The sequence below is a fragment of the Bradyrhizobium sp. CCGUVB23 genome, from assembly GCF_024199885.1.
Taxonomy (GTDB): Bacteria; Pseudomonadota; Alphaproteobacteria; order Rhizobiales; family Xanthobacteraceae; genus Bradyrhizobium.
On record NZ_JANADQ010000001.1, the window covers coordinates 6246495 to 6264763 of the forward strand.

16 protein-coding genes and 1 pseudogene are annotated in these 18269 nt (G+C 62.9%); 5 read left to right on the forward strand and 12 right to left on the reverse strand.

Translation table 11 applies throughout. The features are described 5' to 3' along the window. Positions 1-178 precede the first annotated feature (178 nt). Genes NLN62_RS28805 through NLN62_RS28815 form a run of 3 tightly spaced genes read left to right on the forward strand, consistent with a single transcriptional unit; the run spans position 179 to position 4954 of the window. On the forward strand, positions 179-2122 hold the full coding sequence (locus tag NLN62_RS28805) for a PrkA family serine protein kinase (protein ID WP_027524656.1): 1944 nt from the start codon (positions 179-181) through the stop codon (positions 2120-2122). A gap of 13 nt (positions 2123-2135) precedes the next feature. Next, positions 2136-3413: a YeaH/YhbH family protein gene (locus NLN62_RS28810; protein ID WP_027524655.1), complete on the forward strand. Its 1278-nt coding sequence runs from the start codon at positions 2136-2138 to the stop codon at positions 3411-3413. Beyond that, positions 3410-4954, forward strand: coding sequence for a SpoVR family protein (locus NLN62_RS28815; protein ID WP_254111127.1), 1545 nt, complete (start codon positions 3410-3412; stop codon positions 4952-4954). The genes NLN62_RS28810 and NLN62_RS28815 overlap by 4 nt, the downstream gene beginning before the upstream one ends. A 196-nt stretch (positions 4955-5150) precedes the next feature. Here NLN62_RS28815 and NLN62_RS28820 read toward each other — a convergent pair. Both NLN62_RS28820 and NLN62_RS28825 read right to left on the reverse strand, forming a co-directional pair. Beyond that, a pseudogene (locus NLN62_RS28820) lies at positions 5151-5601 on the reverse strand (DsrE family protein). Positions 5602-5629: 28 nt separating this feature from the next. Next, positions 5630-6232: a hypothetical protein gene (locus tag NLN62_RS28825; protein ID WP_254111129.1), complete on the reverse strand. Its 603-nt coding sequence runs from the start codon at positions 6230-6232 to the stop codon at positions 5630-5632. 153 nt (positions 6233-6385) lie between these two features. Here NLN62_RS28825 and NLN62_RS28830 point away from each other — a divergent pair, with 153 nt between their 5' ends. After that, the gene (locus tag NLN62_RS28830; protein WP_027522479.1) at positions 6386-7420 is read left to right on the forward strand and encodes an ABC transporter substrate-binding protein; all 1035 of its coding nucleotides are present in this window, start codon (positions 6386-6388) and stop codon (positions 7418-7420) included. A gap of 93 nt (positions 7421-7513) precedes the next feature. On the opposite strand, the gene NLN62_RS28835 is transcribed toward NLN62_RS28830, so the two are convergent. The 10 genes from NLN62_RS28835 to pqqA all read right to left on the reverse strand — a co-directional run bounded on the left by NLN62_RS28835 (position 7514) and on the right by pqqA (position 17663). After that, entirely contained in the window at positions 7514-8569 is a 1056-nt protein-coding gene (locus tag NLN62_RS28835; protein ID WP_027522478.1) for a 2-oxoacid:ferredoxin oxidoreductase subunit beta, read from the reverse strand. Beyond that, positions 8566-10413 (reverse strand): 2-oxoacid:acceptor oxidoreductase subunit alpha, encoded by a 1848-nt coding sequence (locus NLN62_RS28840; RefSeq protein WP_254111130.1) that lies wholly within the window; start codon positions 10411-10413, stop codon positions 8566-8568. The genes NLN62_RS28835 and NLN62_RS28840 overlap by 4 nt, the downstream gene beginning before the upstream one ends. Continuing rightward, entirely contained in the window at positions 10383-12182 is a 1800-nt protein-coding gene (locus NLN62_RS28845; protein WP_027522476.1) for an FAD-dependent oxidoreductase, read from the reverse strand. Before NLN62_RS28845 ends, NLN62_RS28840 begins: the two co-directional genes overlap by 31 nt. A 238-nt stretch (positions 12183-12420) precedes the next feature. Then, the gene (locus tag NLN62_RS28850) at positions 12421-13122 is read right to left on the reverse strand and encodes a DUF4286 family protein (RefSeq protein WP_027522475.1); all 702 of its coding nucleotides are present in this window, start codon (positions 13120-13122) and stop codon (positions 12421-12423) included. A 139-nt stretch (positions 13123-13261) separates the two neighbouring features. Beyond that, complete coding sequence (pip, locus tag NLN62_RS28855) at positions 13262-14248, reverse strand: prolyl aminopeptidase (protein WP_254111131.1); 987 nt, start codon at positions 14246-14248, stop codon at positions 13262-13264. After that, positions 14238-15440 (reverse strand): pyrroloquinoline quinone biosynthesis protein PqqE, encoded by a 1203-nt coding sequence (pqqE, locus tag NLN62_RS28860; RefSeq protein WP_254111132.1) that lies wholly within the window; start codon positions 15438-15440, stop codon positions 14238-14240. The genes pip and pqqE overlap by 11 nt, the downstream gene beginning before the upstream one ends. Next, positions 15437-15748, reverse strand: a complete 312-nt coding sequence (gene pqqD, locus NLN62_RS28865) for a pyrroloquinoline quinone biosynthesis peptide chaperone PqqD (protein ID WP_027522472.1) — start codon at positions 15746-15748, stop codon at positions 15437-15439. Before pqqD ends, pqqE begins: the two co-directional genes overlap by 4 nt. A gap of 12 nt (positions 15749-15760) precedes the next feature. Further along, positions 15761-16516: a pyrroloquinoline-quinone synthase PqqC gene (pqqC, locus tag NLN62_RS28870; RefSeq protein WP_371260481.1), complete on the reverse strand. Its 756-nt coding sequence runs from the start codon at positions 16514-16516 to the stop codon at positions 15761-15763. Between the two features lie 20 nt (positions 16517-16536). After that, positions 16537-17466, reverse strand: coding sequence for a pyrroloquinoline quinone biosynthesis protein PqqB (pqqB, locus tag NLN62_RS28875; RefSeq protein WP_254111133.1), 930 nt, complete (start codon positions 17464-17466; stop codon positions 16537-16539). A 116-nt stretch (positions 17467-17582) separates the two neighbouring features. Then, positions 17583-17663, reverse strand: coding sequence for a pyrroloquinoline quinone precursor peptide PqqA (pqqA, locus tag NLN62_RS28880; protein WP_007595659.1), 81 nt, complete (start codon positions 17661-17663; stop codon positions 17583-17585). A 299-nt stretch (positions 17664-17962) separates the two neighbouring features. Here pqqA and NLN62_RS28885 point away from each other — a divergent pair, with 299 nt between their 5' ends. Then, entirely contained in the window at positions 17963-18220 is a 258-nt protein-coding gene (locus NLN62_RS28885; RefSeq protein WP_027522469.1) for a hypothetical protein, read from the forward strand. The last annotated feature ends 49 nt before the right edge of the window (positions 18221-18269 follow it).

An 18269-nucleotide genomic window follows, 5' to 3' on the forward strand; every position in this document is an offset into this window, starting at 1 on the left:
ACAGGCAAGTGCCTGTTCGTAACTCACCCGGTGCCTACGTTGTGCGTTGCGCCGAGAAGGCGCCCGGGTGTCCAATGATCGTCATGTGCTCACGCTGATTCGAAACGGGCGCTGAGGAACGGTCCAGCAACTGCTTTCGTTTCAGCTTGGGTAAGCGGAAATCACGCGGAGAGGGATCATGTACAACGATTCTTTGTTCAACGCTTTCGCTCGGTCGTTCGAGGCGAGAAGCCAGCTCGACATGTCGATGGCGGAATATCTGGAATCGTGTCGAAGCGATCCCATGAAATACGCGAATTCAGCCGAGCGACTACTAGCTGCGATCGGTGAACCCCAGACGATTGACACGGCCAAGGACCCACGCCTTGGCCGAATCTTTTTGAACCGCACGATCCGCACCTATCCAGCGTTCGCCGGCTTCTACGGCATGGAAGAAACGATCGAGCGCATCGTTGGTTTCTTCCGTCATGCCGCGCAAGGCCTCGAAGAACGCAAGCAGATCCTCTATCTGCTCGGCCCGGTCGGCGGCGGCAAATCCTCGCTCGCCGAGCGGCTCAAGTCGCTGATGGAAGTGCAACCCATTTATGTGCTGAAGGCCGGCGATGAACTGAGCCCGGTGTTCGAAAGCCCGCTCAGCCTGTTCGATCCCGATCAGCTCGGGCCGATGCTGGAAGAGAAGTACGGCATTCCGCGCCGCCGTCTCACCGGCCTGATGAGCCCGTGGTGCTACAAGCGGCTGGAAGCCTTCGGCGGCGACATCTCGCAATTCCGCGTCGCCAAGATCCAGCCGTCGCGGCTGCGCCAGATCGCGATCGCCAAGACCGAGCCCGGTGACGAGAACAACCAGGACATCTCCTCGCTGGTCGGCAAGGTCGACATCCGCAAGCTGGAGACCTACGCGCAGAACGACCCCGATGCGTACAGCTATTCCGGTGGCCTCAACCGCTCCAACCAGGGCATCCTCGAATTCGTCGAGATGTTCAAGGCGCCGATCAAGATGCTGCACCCGCTGCTCACCGCGACGCAGGAGGGCAACTATATCGGCACCGAGAACATCGGCGCGATCCCCTTCACCGGCATCATCCTCGCGCACTCGAACGAGGCCGAGTGGGCGAGCTTCAAGTCCAACAAGAACAACGAAGCCTTCATCGACCGCATCTGCGTGATCAAGGTGCCCTATGTCCTGCGATACACCGAGGAGCAGAAGATATACGAAAAGCTGATCCAGGGCTCAGAGCTTGCCTCGGCACCTTGCGCGCCCGCGACGCTGGAGACGATGGCGCGGTTCTCGGTGATGTCACGTCTGCGCAGGCATGAAAATTCCACGCTGTTTGCCAAGATGCGGGTGTACGATGGCGAAAGCCTGAAGGAATCCGATCCCAAGGCGCGCAGCGTCCAGGAATACCGTGATGCCGCCGGTGTCGATGAGGGCATGGACGGCGTTTCCACTCGCTTCGCCTTCAAGATCCTGGCCGCGACCTTCAACCACGATCCGCAGGAGGTTGCAGCCGATACCGTGCATCTGATGTACGCGCTGGAACAGGCGATCCGCCGCGAGCAACTTCCCGAGGAGACCGAGAAACGCTACCTGGAATTCATCAAGGCCGAGCTTGCGCCGCGTTACGCCGAGTTCATCGGTAACGAGATCCAGAAGGCCTATCTCGAATCCTACTCGGATTACGGCCAGAACCTGTTCGACCGCTACGTGGACTATGCCGATGCATGGATCGAGGATCAGGACTTCAAGGATCCCGATACGGGACAGCTCCTGGATCGCGAACTCTTGAACCAGGAGTTGACCAAGATCGAGAAGCCCGCCGGCATCGCCAACCCGAAGGACTTCCGGAACGAGGTGGTCAAATTCTCGTTACGGGCCAGGGCTCAGAATAGCGGCAAGAATCCGAACTGGACCTCTTACGAGAAGATTCGCGACGTGATCGAAAAGCGGATATTCTCTCAGGTCGAGGACCTGCTTCCGGTGATCTCGTTCGGGTCGAAGAAGGACGGCGAGACCGAGAAGAAGCACGGCGAGTTTGTCGCACGTATGGTGGAGCGCGGCTACACCGAGCGTCAGGTTCGCCGGCTCGTCGAGTGGTATATGCGTGTGAAGCAGGCCGGTTGAGGCGGATGAGAACGTGGCCCACATTATTGACAGGCGCCTGAATCCGGGCGGCAAGAGTCTTGAGAACCGCCAGCGGTTCTTGCGTCGAGCCAAATCCCTGGTGCAGGGCGCCGTCAAGAAGACCTCGCAGGAACGCGATATCAAGGACGTCCTGGAGGGAGGGGAGGTCACGATCCCCCTCGACGGGATGCACGAGCCGCGCTTCCGCCGCGAAGGCGGCACACGCGACATGGTGCTGCCCGGGAACAAGAAGTTCATCGAGGGCGACTATCTGCAGCGTTCGGGGCAGGGCGGCGCCAAGGACTCCGGTCCCGGTGAAGGCGACAGCGAGGACGCCTTTCGCTTCGTCTTGAGCCGCGACGAGTTCGTCGATCTCTTCCTCGATGATCTCGAGCTTCCCGATCTCGCCAAGCGTAAGATCACCCAGACCGAGAGCGAGGGCCTCCAGCGCGCCGGCTACACCACGTCTGGCTCACCTGCGAACATCTCCGTCAACCGGACCGTCCAGCTCGCGCTCGCTCGCCGTATCGCGCTGCGCCGTCCGCGCAAGAGCGAGATGGATGAGCTGGAAGCCAGGATTGCCGAATGCACCGACGAAGACGAGCGCGCGGCGCTCGTCGCTGAACTCGAGAGGCTGAAGGCGAAATCCAAGCGCATCCCTTTCATCGATCCGCTCGACATCCGCTATCGCCGCTTCGAGACGGTGCCGAAACCGGTGGCGCAGGCGGTGATGTTCTGCCTGATGGACGTCTCCGGCTCGATGTCCGAGCACATGAAGGACCTGGCCAAGCGCTTCTACATGCTGCTCTACGTCTTCCTGAAGCGCCGCTACAAGCACGTCGAGATCGTCTTCATCCGTCACACCGACCGCGCGGAGGAGGTGGACGAGCAGACCTTCTTCTATGGTCCGGCCTCGGGCGGCACGCTGGTGTCGAGCGCGCTCCAGGCGATGCATGAGATCGTGCGCGAGCGCTTCAATCCATCGGACTGGAACATCTATGCAGCCCAGGCTTCCGACGGCGACAACTCCTATTCCGACGGCGAGCTCGCAGGCATGCTTCTGACCGAGAAGATCCTCCCCGTTTGCCAGTTCTTCGCTTATCTCGAGGTCGGCGAGTCCGGCGGCAGCGCCTTCGATCTCTCCGACTCCTCGCTCTGGACACTCTATGAGCGTCTGCGCAATAGCGGCGCGCCGCTGTCGATGCGCAAGGTCAGCGAGCGCAGCGAAATCTTCCCGGTGTTCCACGACCTGTTCCAGCGCCGCGAAAATCAGGAGAAGGCCGCTCCATGACGGACAAGACCGGGCGATTGTTCGAAGGCGCGGACTGGGACTTCCACACTTTGCAGCGTATCCACGATGCCTGCGAGGATGTCGCGAAGAAGGAGCTCGGCCTCGACGTCTATCCGAACCAGATCGAGGTGATCACCGCCGAGCAGATGCTGGACGCCTACTCCTCCGTCGGCATGCCGCTGTTCTACAAGCACTGGTCCTTCGGCAAGCATTTTGCGTTTCACGAGGCCTCTTACCGCAAGGGCCTGATGGGCCTCGCCTACGAGATCGTGATCAATTCTTCGCCCTGCATCTCCTATTTGATGGAGGAGAACACGGCGACGATGCAGACGCTGGTGATTGCGCATGCCGCGTTCGGCCACAACCACTTCTTCAAGAACAACTATCTGTTCAAGCAGTGGACCGATGCCGACGGTATTCTGGATTATCTCGACTTCGCCAAGAACTACGTCTCGCAATGCGAGGCGCGCTATGGTCGCGTCGAGGTCGAGCGCACGCTCGACGCGGCGCATGCGCTGATGTCGCACGGCATCGACCGGTATCCCGGCAAGAAGAATATCGATCTGCGAGCTGAGGAAAAGCGCGCCGGCCGCCGTCGCCAGCACGAGGAGGAGGTCTTCAACGACCTCTGGCGCACCGTGCCGACAGGTCCGAGCAAGAGCCGGTCGGTGCTGAGCATCGAGCGGCGTCGCAAGCTGCTCGGCCTGCCGCAGGAAAACCTGCTCTACTTCCTGGAAAAGAGCGCGCCGCGGCTGGCGCCCTGGCAGCGTGAATTGCTGCGCATCGTCCGCCACATCGCACAGTATTTCTACCCGCAGAGCCAGACCAAGGTGATGAACGAGGGGACGGCGACCTACGTTCACTATCGCATCATGTCGACCCTGCATAAGCAGGGCCGTATCACCGACGGTAACTTCCTCGAATTCCTCCAGTCACACACCAACGTGGTGTTCCAGCCCGAGTTCGACGATCCGCGCTTCTCCGGCTTTAATCCTTATGCGCTCGGTTTTGCGATGATGCAGGATATCGAGCGGATCGCTACGAATCCCGAGGCCGAGGACCGCGAGTGGTTCCCGGACATTGCCGGCAAGGGCGACGCCACGGGCGTGCTACGCGACGTCTGGGCCAACTACCGCGATGAGAGCTTCATCGGGCAGTTCCTCAGCCCCAGGCTGATGCGGCACCTGCGCATGTTCCATCTCCACGACGATCCCGAGGAGCGCGCCGGCATCCGGGTCGACGCCATCCACGACGAGCGCGGCTTCCGCCGTGTCCGCCGTGAGCTCGCGCGGCAGCACGATGTCGGCTTCATCGACGCCAATATCGAGGTGGTCGACGTCGACCTCGCCGGCGACCGCCGGCTGATCCTGCATCACCACGTCATCAAGGGCTCGCAGCTCAACGAGACCGACGCCAAGCGTGTGCTCCAGCATCTCGCCGATCTCTGGACCTACGACGTGTCGCTGATCGAGGTCGATGCCAACGACAAGGTTTTGCGGGAGTACGTAGTCAGCCCGCGGCCGATCCCCGCGGCGGCGTAACGCTCATGCGTGAAGCGTACACGGCGATTCCGGCAAGCCGCGTCCCCATTTTCGCCGTCATGCCCCGGCTTGACCGGGGCATCCAGCACGCCGCGGCTTCTCGGCTGAATCTCTGCGCCTCTGGAATACTGGATCGCCCGGTCAAGCCGGGCGATGACAGCTGAGCTTGGGACGGCGACACCAACCTCCGTCGAACTCACGGCCTCAAATACAAATACCCCTGCGATTGCAGCTCCGCGAGGCGGACCACGCCGCCTTTCACCGCGCTGACGAAGCCGGGCAAGAGATCCTTCAGCGTGATGTTCTGCGCCTTCATGGTGTTGCTGCAGGCAGCGAGCTCTACACCGTCCCTGGCGAAATCGCCGACGCGCTTGCTGACGTCGGGATTGGCTTGCGCCGAGTGAAACGCCTTGAGCGCCGGGCCGTGGATGACGAGCGCGATCGTCACGTGCTCGGGGCCGCCGACACCGTCGATGTGGTTCTGGATGTTGCCGAGAACGAAATTGACCTTCTCGGCATCGCTCAAATGATAGACGACCTTCAGCCTGTCCGCTGGCGTCGGTTCGGTCGCAGCCTTTTGCGCGCGACGCGGCGAGGGCCGTGCCCAAAGCCGATGCTGCGCTCCACAAAATATTACGGCGGTTCATGGCGGTTCTCCAGATCGGGGCGAACCTATCATTTGTGACGAAGCGCGGCGAGTTCCTTGCGGTCGGTCACGAGCGAGGCGCACTCGCTGGTGTCGGTGCGGTCGAGGCGGAAAATCTTGTCGTCGGCGCCGGCGACCAGCGATTCCTCGGCGTCGTCGTCAAGCTTGTTGTTCTGCCAGACCTTGACGCGCTCGAGTCGAACGATCGCCGATTTGTCGTCCTTCGACAGCGCGATCCCGATCCCGCCGCCGTCGCAGTCGACGCCGCAGCCGAAGCGGACCTCGTCGCCGTTGTCCTGAAACAGCGCGTGGCCGCAGGAGCCGGAGGAGTCGAATTCGCCCGAGCGGTGCCGATATCGGAAGCCCAGGCGGAAGGCGTAGTGCAGCTCCTTGTCCTCTTGCTCGTACTCGGCCGAGACCAGCAGCTTCATGGAGGCAACCTTCTGCTTCGGATGGCGAGCCAGATGCACGGCATCGTAACGGCGGACGAAGCAGGCATAGGCCTTGTGGCCGGGCGCGCCCGCAAACATGCGCGTGTCAAAAGCGTCGGACTGGGCCTTGGTGGCCTCCTGGGCGTGGCCGGTACCGCCGAGAGCGGCGAGGGTGAGGACGACGAGGAGGGGAAGCTTCATGTGTGTTCCCGAACGCTTCGAGCCGATGAGGTCCGGCTGGCCGCCGGCGGGGTATTTGGCGGTTAGTCGCTACGCGAACCGGATGCGTTCACCTGTCCGCGACGGCCTGGCGCGCCGCGCGGGCCCGGATTTTACCTATCCCCTGGAGGCCGAATGCTGGTACACGCGCGTGATGCGTTCGACTCTTGCCAATCCGGGCCGCGCATGATCCGGCGCGCCTTCATCCGCGCAATCGGGCTCCTGGCGGCCACGCCATGGCTTGCGGCGAACGCCCAGCCAGTGCCGCGCAGGAAGCTCGTCGGCATGGTCTCCTCGTTCAGCGAGCAGCAATTGCTGCCGCTCCGCGCCGCGCTCCTGGAGCGGCTGGGCGAGCTCGGCTGGCGCGACGGCGACAATCTGGAGTTCGACCTGCGGCTGGCCAAACCGATGGCATCCTCCCTTTCGGATGCTTCTGCTTCGTTGGTGCAGCGGAAGCCGGACCTGCTGATCGCACAGGGCAGTCCCACGCTCGAGGCAATGCGCAAGTACTCGGGCGCGATACCCGTCGTATTCCTGCTGGTGGCTGATCCCGTCGAACTCGGCGTGGTGACGTCCTTGTCACATCCCGGAGGAAGCCTCACCGGCTTCACGAATTTCGAACTCGCGGTCGGGGGCAAATGGGTCGATCTGCTGAAGGCCGCCGACACGACGATCGAGCGCATCGTCCTGATCGCCAATCCCGACAACAACACCAGCGCGCCGTTCGTTCGCCAGATCGAGAGCGACGGGCGCGAAACCGGCGTGAACGTGCAGACGATCTACGTCCGCGATGCCGGCGAGATCGAGCGGGCCATTCGCGGCGCCGGTGGTTCGCCCAGGGCCGGCCTGATGACGCTACCCGACTCTCTGCCGATCCTGCATCAGGATCTGATCGTCAATTTGACCAACGAGCTGCGCATTCCCAGCATCCATCCGTTCCGCAGCTTTCCGGCAAGCGGCGCACTGATGTCGTACGGGCTGGATTTCCCGGAGTTGTTTCGCGAGGTCGCTTCCTATGCAGACAGGATTCTGCGCGGAACGAAGCCGGCCGACCTTCCAGTGCAGGCGCCGACAAAATTCGAGCTCGTCCTCAATTTGAGGACGGCGAAGCTCTTGGGGATCGAGGTGCCGCCGGCGCTGCTTGCGAGCGCCGATGAAGCCATCGAGTGAGCGAACTCTCGCTTGGCGCGACGAAGCTGTAGACAAAATCACAGAGCTGCGCTGCAGCAGTCGATCACAAGCCGCTAAGTGACGCGGAGCGTACTACCGCAGGCTGGCGTTGATCTTGTCCAGCACCGCCGAACCCGGACAGAGATCGTCGGCCTCCAACGTGTTGAGCGGCGTCTCGACGGTGTTGAGGTGCTCGTGCAGGTCATCCGCCTCGGGATCGACATAAAGCAGTCCCGTGACGATCTGCCCCTTGGCGGCGTGCTTCTGGAGGAAGGTCATCGCCCCTAGCCGGTCATGCGGATCGTAGTCGGCGTCGATCTTGCGCAGCGCGATCTTGCTGCCGTCATGCTGCTCGACGACCTGCACGGAGCCAGGCGCGTAATCGACGCTGATCGGGTCGCGGCCGACCAGCACATCGAGCCGGTTCACTGCATCGTTGTGCTCTCGGACATAGTCGAAGCTCTTGGTCGAGCCGGTGTGATTGTTGAAGGCGATGCAAGGGCTGATGACGTCGATGAAGGACGCGCCTTTGTGGCGGATCGCCGCGGCGATCAGCGGCACGAGCTGGGTCTTGTCGCCGGAGAAGCTGCGCGCGACGAAGGTCGCCCCCAACTGCAGCGCGATCGCGACGAGGTCGATGGCGTTGTCGGTGTTGGTGACGCCCTTCTTGGATTTCGAGCCGCGGTCGGCTGTGGCCGAGAACTGGCCCTTGGTGAGGCCATAAACGCCGTTGTTCTCGACGATATAGGTCATGTTGACGGCGCGCCGTATCGAGTGTGCGAACTGGCCGAAGCCGATCGAGGCGGAATCGCCGTCGCCGGAGACGCCGAGATAGATCAGGTCGCGATTGGCAAGGTTGGCGCCCGTGAGCACCGAAGGCATGCGGCCGTGTACGGAGTTGAAGCCGTGCGAATTGCCGAGGAAATAGTCCGGCGTCTTCGACGAGCAGCCGATGCCGGAAATCTTCGCCACCCGGTGTGGCTCGATCGAGAGTTCGTAGCAGGCTTCGATGATCGAGGCCGTGATCGAGTCGTGACCGCAGCCGGCGCACAGCGTCGAGATCTTGCCCTCGTAGTCGCGATGCGTGTAGCCGAGCTCGTTCTTCTTCAGGCCCGGGTGATGAAATTTCGGCTTTGCAATGTAGGTCATGTCACGGCCTTGCGGAGAGGGGTCACCTTGAGCTGATCCTGGTGGTCGCCAATGGCTTTTGCGATGAATCGGGCGGTGATCGGCGAGCCGTCGTAATGCACGATCGGTACGAGGCGCACCGGGTCGATGCCGTTCTCGTTGACGATGAGCTGACGGAGCTGGCTGTCGCGGTTCTGCTCGACGACGTAGACGAAATCGTGCTCGGCGAGGAAGCTCGCCACGCTGGAATGGAACGGGAAGGCGCGGATGCGCAAGCGGTCGAGCTGATGCCCGCGCGCCTCCAGAAGGCCGATCGCCTCGTCCATCGCCGGCGCCGTGGAGCCGAAATAGATCACGCCATATTTGGTCGGTCGTTCCGCATTGGCTTGCAGCGGCCGTGGCACGAGATCCTGCGCGGTCTCGAACTTGCGCACGAGGCGCTGCATGTTGTCGGCATAGACCGTGCCTTCCTCGGAGTAGCGCGCATAGCGGTCGCGCGAGGTGCCGCGGGTGAAATAGGAGCCCTTGGTCGGATGCGTGCCGGGATAGGTGCGGTAGGGGATGCCGTCACCGTCGACGTCGAGATAGCGGCCGAAGTCGCGGCCCTCGTCCAGCATCTCCGCGGTCATCACCTTGCCGCGGTCATATTGCCGCGCGTCGTCCCACTTCAGCGGACGGCAGAGGCGGTGGTTCATGCCGATATCGAGATCGAGCATCAGGAAGATCGTGGTCTGAAGCCGCTCGGCCAGATCGAACGCGGCTGCCGCGAACTCGAACGCCTCGGCCGGGTCTTCCGGGAACAGCAGCACATGCTTGGTATCGCCATGCGAGGCGTAGGCGCAGGCGATGATGTCGCATTGCTGCGTGCGGGTCGGCATGCCCGTCGAGGGGCCGGCGCGCTGGATGTTCATGATCACGGCCGGGATCTCGGCGAAATACGAGAGGCCGATGAATTCCGTCATCAGCGAGATGCCGGGGCCCGACGTCGCGGTGAAGGCCCGCGCGCCGTTCCAGGAGGCGCCGATCACGATGCCGATGGAGGCAAGCTCGTCCTCGCCCTGCACGATCGCGTATTTCGCCTTGCCGGTCTCAGGATCGTGCCGGTACTTCTTGCAATGGCTGGTGAAGGCTTCCGCAACCGACGAGGACGGCGTGATCGGATACCAGGCGCACACCGTCGCGCCGCCATAGACGGCGCCGAGTGCCGCGGCGCTGTTGCCCTCGATGAAGATGCGATCGCCGACCTTGTCGGCCTTCTTCACCCGCAGCCCGATCGGACATTTCAGGTTCTGCAGCGCCCAGTCACGCCCCAGATGCAGCGCATGGACGTTGGAAGAGAGCAGCTTCTCCTTGCCCTTGTACTGCTCGCCGATCAGCTGCTCGATCACCTTGGGATCCATGTCGAGCAGCGCGCAGAGCGCGCCGAGATAGATGATGTTCTTGAACAGCTGGCGCTGGCGCGGATCGGTATAGGTCGAGTTGGCGATCGCGGTCAGGGGAACGCCGATCACGGTAATGTCGTCGCGGAATTTGGTCGACGGCATCGGCTTGGTGGAATCGTAGAACAAATAGCCGCCGGGCTCGATGCCGGCGACGTCCTTGTCCCAGGTCTGCGGGTTCATCGCCACCATCATGTCGACGCCGCCGCGGGCGCCGAGATGGCCGGCTTCCGTCACCCGCACCTCATACCAGGTCGGCAGGCCCTGGATGTTGGAGGGGAAGATGTTGCGCGGGGAGACCGGCACGCCGTGGCGCAGGATCGCGCGGGCAAACAGCTCGTTGGCCGACGCCGAGCCCGAGCCGTTGACGTTGGCGAAGCGGACGACGAAGTCGTTTACGCTGCTGATCGGCTTTTTGTCGGGCATGATGATCCTGCGTAAGTCATATCGATGAGATATTTCTGCATGTCCCAGGCGCCGGTGGGACAACGTTCGGCGCACAGTCCGCAATGCAGGCAGACGTCCTCGTCCTTCACCATCACGCGCCCGGTCTTGAGGTCGCCGGAGACGTAGAGGTCCTGGTTCAGGTGCGGCGAGGGCGCCTTCAGCCTCTGCCGGAGATCGGCCTCCTCGCCATTCTCCGTGAAGGTGATGCAGTCCATCGGGCAGATGTCGACACAGGCATCGCACTCGATGCACAGCGAGGTGGCGAACACGGTCTGCACGTCGCAGTTCAGGCAGCGATGCGCTTCACCGAGCGCGAGCTTGACGTCGTAGCCGAGCTCGACCTCGGCACGGATGTCCTTCAGGGCCACCACCTTGTCGCGGTGCGGCACCTTGAAGCGCTTCTCCGGCGAGATATCGTTGTCATAGCTCCATTCGTGGATGCCCATCTTCTGCGAGGTGACGTGCACCTCCGGCAGCGGGCGCTCGTTGATGTCTTCGCCCGAGAGCAACCTGTGGATCGACAGCGCGGCATCGTGGCCGTGCGCCACCGCCCAGATGATGTTCTTCGGCCCGAAGGCGGCGTCGCCGCCGAAGAAGACCTTTGGGTTGGTCGAGACGAAGGTCTTGGGATCGACCTTCGGCATGTTCCACTTGTCGAACTCGATGCCGCAGTCGCGCTCGATCCAGGGAAACGCGTTCTCCTGGCCGACTGCGACCAGCACGTCGTCGCATTCGAGGGTCTGGTCGGGCTCGCCTGACGGAACGAGGTTGCGGCGTCCCTTGGCGTCGTACTCGGCGCGCACTTTCTGGAAGGTGACGCCGGTGAGCTTGCCGTTGTCGTGGACGAAGGCGACGGGGACGAGGAAGTTGAGGATCGGAATGTCCTCGTGGATCGCGTCCTCCTTCTCCCAGGGCGAAGCCTTCATCTCCTCGAAGCCGGAGCGCACGATGACCTTGACGTCCTCGCCGCCGAGCCTGCGCGCCGTGCGGCAGCAATCCATCGCGGTGTTGCCGCCGCCGAGCACGATCACGCGCTTGCCGATCTTGTCGATGTGACCGAAGGAGACGGAGGACAGCCAGTCGATGCCGATATGGATGTTCGCGGCTGCCTCTTTGCGGCCGGGAATGTCAAGCTCGCGGCCGCGCGGCGCGCCGGAACCCACGAAGATCGCATCGTATTTGTCGGCCAGCAGCGCCTTCATGCTCTCGATGCGGTGGCCGCCCTTGAACTCGACGCCGAGCTCGAGGATGTAGCCGGTCTCCTCGTCGATCACGGAATTCGGCAGGCGGAATTTCGGGATCTGCGTGCGCATCATGCCGCCGGCTTCGGGGTCGGCATCGAACACGGTGCAGTGATAGCCGAGCGGCGCGAGATCGCGCGCCACCGTCAGCGACGCCGGGCCACCGCCAACCAGCGCAATGCGCTTGCCGTTCTTAGGCGAGGGACGCGGCAGGCGCTGCTTGATGTCATCCTTGAAGTCGGCCGCGACGCGCTTCAGGCGGCAGATCGCCACCGGAGTTTCCTCGACGCGTCCGCGACGGCACGCTGGCTCGCATGGACGATCGCAGGTGCGTCCCAGAATTCCGGGAAACACGTTCGATTTCCAATTGATCATATAGGCGTCGCTGTAGCGGCCTTGAGCGATCAGACGGATGTATTCGGGAACCGGGGTGTGCGCGGGACAGGCCCACTGGCAATCGACTACTTTGTGAAAGTAGTCTGGGGCCGAAATATCGGTCGGTTTCATTCCTACCCTGTCCGCACAGGCTCAAGCGCCCTGCGGCCTTCTTGAGCTTGGCGAACGCTTACGCGTCGATATGGTTCTTAAATTGGATCATAGGCTTACCTTATTAGAACCATTCCGAGGCTCGCACAAAGGCAAATTTGGGCAATGCTCCGCATTCATAGGAGCTACGCACAGAGAGCATCAACAGAAGCAAACATTATGCGGCGGTGCAGCATCTCGCGATACGTGTGATGAGACATCACCCGCGCGCGGTATCGCTCTTGATGTCGCTCTTGATGTCGCTCTTGGCGAGATCCCACATCAGGCAGTAGGTGCCGACGGAAACGGGAAGCGAGGACGGCGATGCTGCTGGGCCGGTGAAGCGTTCGGCAATCACGGCAGAGACGGCGCTGACGCGCGTGCCGTCGATCAGCACGAACCAGTCGTTGGCGCCCGGGCTGCGCACCGACGGGATCTCCGCCGTCGGGCCGGAAAGCTCTGCATCACTCTCCAGCAGATGCATGGAGATGATGCCGTCGTATTTTTCCGGCGCGAGCTTTTCCCGCAGTGCATCGCGCAATCGTCCGGCATTGTCGGGCGTCGGGCGCAGCCGTACCACGCCGAGCGCGACGCCGCGTCCGCTGCCGCGGCTGATGGTGATGCGCGCCACCGCGCGGATCATGTTCTCGAACCGTGCCATGGTCTGACGCGACCAGTCGGTCGGGCTTGCAAGCCCCGCCCGATAAGCGGGACTGTCGAGCACGTCGAGCGTCGCAGTCGAATAGAGGCAGAGATATTTGGGGCTGGCAGCGTGAGCGACATAGCGCCGCGCCTCCAGAAAACCCTCGATCGCAACACGCTCCGCGAGATGTTCGCGATCATACCAGCGGTTGAAATCGGCCTCATGCTCCGCGTCGATATTCATCGACGTCAGCAGCATGCCCTTCCCGGCGAGCGGCATTCTTCTTGTTGTCCTTCTTGCAGACCCTCATGGTGAGGAGCGCGTCTTCGCGCGTCTCGAACCATGAAGGCGCCACTGTAGCATCTCGGCCTCATCCTTCGAGACGCGCTCCTTCGGAGCGCTCCTCAGGATGAGAGTTCTATCGCGCGGCCTTCGAAGCAAGGTCCGCGATCGCTCTCATCACGGCGTCCCTCACGCCGGGATCATAGAGCGAATGCCCGGCCTCTTCCACGATGCGGATCTCGGAACCCGGCCACACTTTCGCGAGCGCCCAAGATATCTCGGGCGGGCACAACAGATCATAGCGGCCCTGGACGATGATGCCGTGAATGCCGGCGAGCCTGCCGGCATTTTGCAGCAGCTGATCCGGCGCCATGAAGCAGTCATTGATGAAGTAGTGTGCTTCCATGAAGGGCGTCGCGGGCAGCGTGCGCCACACGTTGATGGTTGCGAGATCGAGCCGCGTGCGCGCCGGCTTGTGTTCGGACAGGGTGCGCTCGGTGTCGTGCCAGGCCCGCGCGGCGGGGCCATGGATGTCAGGATCGGGATCGAGAATGCGGCGCCAATGCGCTTCGATCGGCCGCTCTCGCTCTTCGGCTGACAGCAGGCTCAAAAAGTCCTCGTTGAGCGCGGGATAGAATTGCGGCAGCCGCGACGTGAAGCCGGTTTCGACCTCGGCTCGCGTGCCGAGAAAGGTTGCGCGCAGCACGATGCCCGAGACGCGGTCGGGATGGGCCTGCGCGTAAGCGAGCGCCAGCGTCGCACCCCAGGAGCCGCCGATCACCATCCAGCGTTCGAAACCGAACCTTTGGCGGATCGCCTCCATGTCAGCGACGAGATGCTGCGTGGTGTTGTGCTCGCGCGAGCCCTTCGGCCGGCTGCGGCCGGCGCCGCGCTGGTCGAACAGCACGGCATGGAAGCGTTCAGGATCAAAAAGCCGGCGATGGTCGGGCTGGCAGCCGCTGCCGGGGCCGCCATGCAGATAGACGGCCGGGATGCCGTCGGCGCGGCCGACGCTCTCGACATAGATCTCGTGACCGTCGGAGACGGCGAGCATTTCCGAAGTCAGCGGCGCAAAGGGATCGGCGCGTTTGGCCGATTTGGCCGCCTCGGCGTCAGGCGCCATTCTCGCCAGACTCCCAAGTGCCACCGGCAAAGTTGCGGTAGAGGAAGCGGTTGGTCTCGCCTTCGGCTTCGCGCTCGGCCTGCTTGAAGATGGTCTCGTGCAGCGGCGATAGCGCGCAGGCCGGATCGGTGTTGGCCGCATCGCCCGTCAGTGCAAAGGCCTGGCAGCGGCAGCCGCCGAAATCGATCTCGCGGAACTCGCAGGTCTTGCACGGCTCCTTCATCCAGCCGGTGCCACGATAGCGGTTGAAGGCGTCCGAGTTCTGCCAGATCCAGGCGATCGAATGATTGGAGCGCACGGACTCGAAGTCGAGCCCGGTGATGCTCTCGGCCGCATGGCAGGGCAGCACCTTGCCGGCGGGCGAGATGTTGAAGAACTGCCGGCCCCAGCCGCCCATGCACTTCTTCGGCCGCAGCGCATAGTAGTCCGGCACGACATAGTCGATCGCGAGCGTGCCCTTGAGGCGCTCGCGCGCCTCCTCGACGATACGGGTCGTCTCGTCGAGCTGCGCAACCGTCGGCATCAGCGCGGCGCGGTTCTTCAGCGCCCAGCCGTAGTACTGGACGTTGGCGACCTCGAGCCGGTCGGCATCGAGATCGACCGCCATCTGGATGATGTCGGGGAGTTGGTGCAGGTTCTGGCGGTGCATCACCGCGTTCACGGTGAGCGGCAGATCAAGCTCGCGTGTCCACTTAGCGACTTCGAGCTTCTTGTGATGCGCGCCCTTGTAGCCGGCGACGCGGTCGGCGGCGATATCCTCGGTGCCCTGAAAGCTGATCTGCACATGGCAGAGGCCTGCATCCGCGAACTCGCCCAGCTTGTCGCGCGTCAGCAATACGGCCGAAGTGATCAAATTGGTATAGAGGCCGGCGTCGCTCGCATGCTTGATGAGCTCGACGAGGTCTTTCCGCGCGGTCGGCTCGCCGCCGGAGAAATGGACCTGGAGCACGCCGATCTCGGCGAGCTCGGTCAAGACCCTCTTCCACTCCTCGGTCGTAAGTTCCTTTCCGGCGCGATCGAGCTCGACCGGGTTGGAGCAATAGGGGCATTGCAGCGGGCAGCGATGTGTGACCTCCAGCAGGACGGCGAGCGGAATGCCGAACGTCTCCGCCGTCGAGCGCTGCTTTTCGAGCACCGCCAGGCTATCGCTGACATCGTGGGGAACGCCGGGGTCGCCAAGTACGTCGCTCATGACGTCTTCTCCCGGGCTTCGGTCAGAAAGCCCTTGTCTGCAAGGTCCTGCAACATGGCGATCACGTCGCTCAGGATCGCATCGCGTGGTGCAGCATACTTCGCGGCGAGCTGGTCGGCCATATCGCCGACATTGCGGATGCCGTCGCAGAGCTGCAGGACCTCGACCGCGATCTCGTCCGGCGCCAGCACCCGTTCCGGCGCCAGGATCACCCAGACCTTCCGCGTCTCGTCGTATTTCAGCTTGGCATGCCGCGGCAGCACGGGCCGGCTCGCTTCGCTGACGCTGATGTGACGCGGCCCGGCCATTGCTTATCCTCTTCAGCTTGCTTTGGGCACGAAGGCGCCCGGCGGAATGTGCCCGTCGACATAGGCATGATAGAGCGCGTCGAGCTGCACCCACAGCACGTTGGTCTTGAAGATCAGCGCGTTGCAGACGGCCGCGCGTTCCTCGGGAGTCCTGGCGTGCTTCCTGACATAGTCGAGCGCGAAATTGGCGTCGCGCGGCGCCTGGGTCAGGCGGCGCTTGAAGTAGCTCATGATATCAGGATTGACGAAATCATAGTGCTCCAGCATGCCGCTGATGCGCTCTTCGTGAATGCTCGGCGCGAACAGCTCCGTCAGGGAGGAGGCGATCGCCTCCAGCGGGCTCTTCTCGCGGCAGAAATGCACGTAGGCCTCGACCGCAAAGCGCGTTGCGGGAAGAATGCCTTCGGTCGATTCCACATAGGCCGTGTCGAGGCCCAGGCCTTCGGTCAGCTTCAGCCAGCGCTCGATGCCGCCCTCGCTGCCGACATCGCCGTCATGATCCTCGATGCGGTGGCGCCATTCCAGCCGCGTGGCGCGGTCGCGAAAGCGCGAGATCACCACCGCGTCCTTGAGCGGGATCGTGCTCTGGTAATAGTAGCGGTTGAGCGCCCAGGCCTGCACCTGGCCCTTGTTCAGCTTGCCGCCGTGCAGGAGCTTATGGAACGGATGCAGGCTGTGATAGCGGGTCGCGCCGATGTGGCGCAGCGTCGCCTCGAGTTCCTCGGCCGAGTTGAGCCTGATGTCCTTGCCGATCGAGAGTGCGGTCATTCCGGGCAGCGTCATGGCGTTCACAGCACGATCTCCGTTCCATCGGCGGGTATCTGCCAGCCCGCATGTTCGGCCGCCTTGCGCTCGGGCGAGGAGGGCAGCAGCGCCGGGTTCGAGTTATTGATATGCAGAAATATCTTCCTGTCGATATCGAGGCCGGCGAGCCGCGCGATCGCGCCGTCCTCGCCGGACATCGCGACATGCCCCATGCTCTTGCCGGTCTTCTGGCCGAGCCCGGCCTGGATCATCTCGTCGTCGCGCCACACCGTGCCGTCGAAGAACACCAGCGATGCGCCGGCAATCTGCGCTCTCAACGCGTCGGTGACCTCGGCGCAGGCAGCGAGGAAGTAGAAATTCTTGCCGGTCGACTTGTCCGTGATCTTCAGGCCCAGCGTGTCGCCGGCGCCACTGCTCCCGCCGGGATGCGCCTTGCCTTCCAGGTACCAGGCCGATTTGCCTGCTACCTCGAACGCAACCACCTCGATGCCGGAGCGTGCGCCGTCGGGAAGGCGCGGCTCGAACGGCTCATCGACCCCTATCGGCTGGCGCTTGACGTTCTTCTCGTTCAGCACGTTGAAGATGCTGTTGGCCTTCAGGATCGCCAGTACCTTGTCATGGGCGTAGATCGTGAACGGCGAGCCCTCGCGCATCGACAAGAGTCCCGCCACCGCGTCCACCTCGCCATTGGTCAGGATCACGCCGGCAACCGGCGTGTGGCGCAGCGCGCCCGGTTTGGGGTGAAGTTGCGGCGTGGCGTTGAATTGCTGTCGGAGGTCGGGGGAGGCGTTGATCAGGAACCAGTTGTCGCCGTCGGCGCTGAAGGCGACAGAAGCCTGCGTCCTCTGCAATTGTCGGGAGTCAGCGCGCGCTGCCCGGCAGCCTGCGCACCCGCAGTTCCACTGCGGGACCCCGCCGCCAGCCGCGGCGCCCAGGACGACGACGCGAAGCATAATTCCGTCTCCTGGAGACACGTGTCGAGGTGGATCTTAGGCTGACACAACTCCCCTCGTCCGGGGACGTGGCGCACCCGAAGGATCCACCTGCGCTCAACGTGAAACTGCCGCCCTTACTTGCGGGTGGCGCTCACATACATGTTGATTTCCATGCCGCACGGCACTTCGACGATCTTCGGTGCTTTCCAGGCCATTGAGCGCCTCCTTTTTTGAGAAAATCGGACGTATCCGTCCCCCCGTTAAACTACTGCGGGCGGAAAAGTTCGCCAGTTAAATCTTCCGGGACCTAGGTAGTAGACAGCTGCAATGCTGCGCTGCAAACACGGAAAAGCCCGACCGCGCCGCGGAGATGACGCAAAAACAGCAAAACAACCCCACGCAAAGTACAACGATATGTAGAGAACGACGATAGGGTGTGAGCCCTGTCCGGATAAAGCGGTTGTGAGTACGAAACGGCTTTCAATCGGCTACAGGCGACCCCATTGGATCAGGCATGCCCAGATATTTCTTCAACACCCGCATCGGCGACGAATTGATCGTGGATCCTGACGGCGAGGACCTGCGCAATCCCGATCGTGCCTGGGAAGTGGCGCGCCAAATGATTTTGGAAGTGCTGAAGTCGGAAGGCACCCAGCCGGCGTTGCTCGAGGCGGTCATCGAGGTCACCGACGACGACGGTGAGATCGTGTTGGAATTTCCTTTCACGGAAGCGCTTCTGGACCTGCCGGATCAATCCGCCACCCGGCACTGACGATCCGGATTCCGCCCCTGCGCAATGCGCATGGCTTTGCCGCCTGACC

Excerpts from the sequence above, each read along its gene's own strand:
- pqqC (WP_371260481.1), bottom strand. The coding sequence starts at position 16,516 with ATGACCGCACTCTCGATCGGCAAGGACATCAGGCTCAACTCGGCCGAG.
- pqqE (WP_254111132.1), bottom strand. The coding sequence starts at position 15,440 with ATGAGCGACGTACTTGGCGACCCCGGCGTTCCCCACGATGTCAGCGAT.
- pqqD (WP_027522472.1), bottom strand. The coding sequence starts at position 15,748 with ATGGCCGGGCCGCGTCACATCAGCGTCAGCGAAGCGAGCCGGCCCGTG.
- NLN62_RS28815 (WP_254111127.1), top strand. The coding sequence starts at position 3,410 with ATGACGGACAAGACCGGGCGATTGTTCGAAGGCGCGGACTGGGACTTC.
- pip (WP_254111131.1), bottom strand. The coding sequence starts at position 14,248 with ATGGCGCCTGACGCCGAGGCGGCCAAATCGGCCAAACGCGCCGATCCC.
- pqqA (WP_007595659.1), bottom strand. The coding sequence starts at position 17,663 with ATGGCCTGGAAAGCACCGAAGATCGTCGAAGTGCCGTGCGGCATGGAA.
- NLN62_RS28825 (WP_254111129.1), bottom strand. The coding sequence starts at position 6,232 with ATGAAGCTTCCCCTCCTCGTCGTCCTCACCCTCGCCGCTCTCGGCGGT.
- NLN62_RS28885 (WP_027522469.1), top strand. The coding sequence starts at position 17,963 with ATGCCCAGATATTTCTTCAACACCCGCATCGGCGACGAATTGATCGTG.
- pqqB (WP_254111133.1), bottom strand. The coding sequence starts at position 17,466 with ATGCTTCGCGTCGTCGTCCTGGGCGCCGCGGCTGGCGGCGGGGTCCCG.
- NLN62_RS28830 (WP_027522479.1), top strand. The coding sequence starts at position 6,386 with ATGCTGGTACACGCGCGTGATGCGTTCGACTCTTGCCAATCCGGGCCG.
- NLN62_RS28835 (WP_027522478.1), bottom strand. The coding sequence starts at position 8,569 with ATGACCTACATTGCAAAGCCGAAATTTCATCACCCGGGCCTGAAGAAG.
- NLN62_RS28840 (WP_254111130.1), bottom strand. The coding sequence starts at position 10,413 with ATGCCCGACAAAAAGCCGATCAGCAGCGTAAACGACTTCGTCGTCCGC.
- NLN62_RS28845 (WP_027522476.1), bottom strand. The coding sequence starts at position 12,182 with ATGAAACCGACCGATATTTCGGCCCCAGACTACTTTCACAAAGTAGTC.
- NLN62_RS28850 (WP_027522475.1), bottom strand. The coding sequence starts at position 13,122 with ATGCCGCTCGCCGGGAAGGGCATGCTGCTGACGTCGATGAATATCGAC.
- NLN62_RS28805 (WP_027524656.1), top strand. The coding sequence starts at position 179 with ATGTACAACGATTCTTTGTTCAACGCTTTCGCTCGGTCGTTCGAGGCG.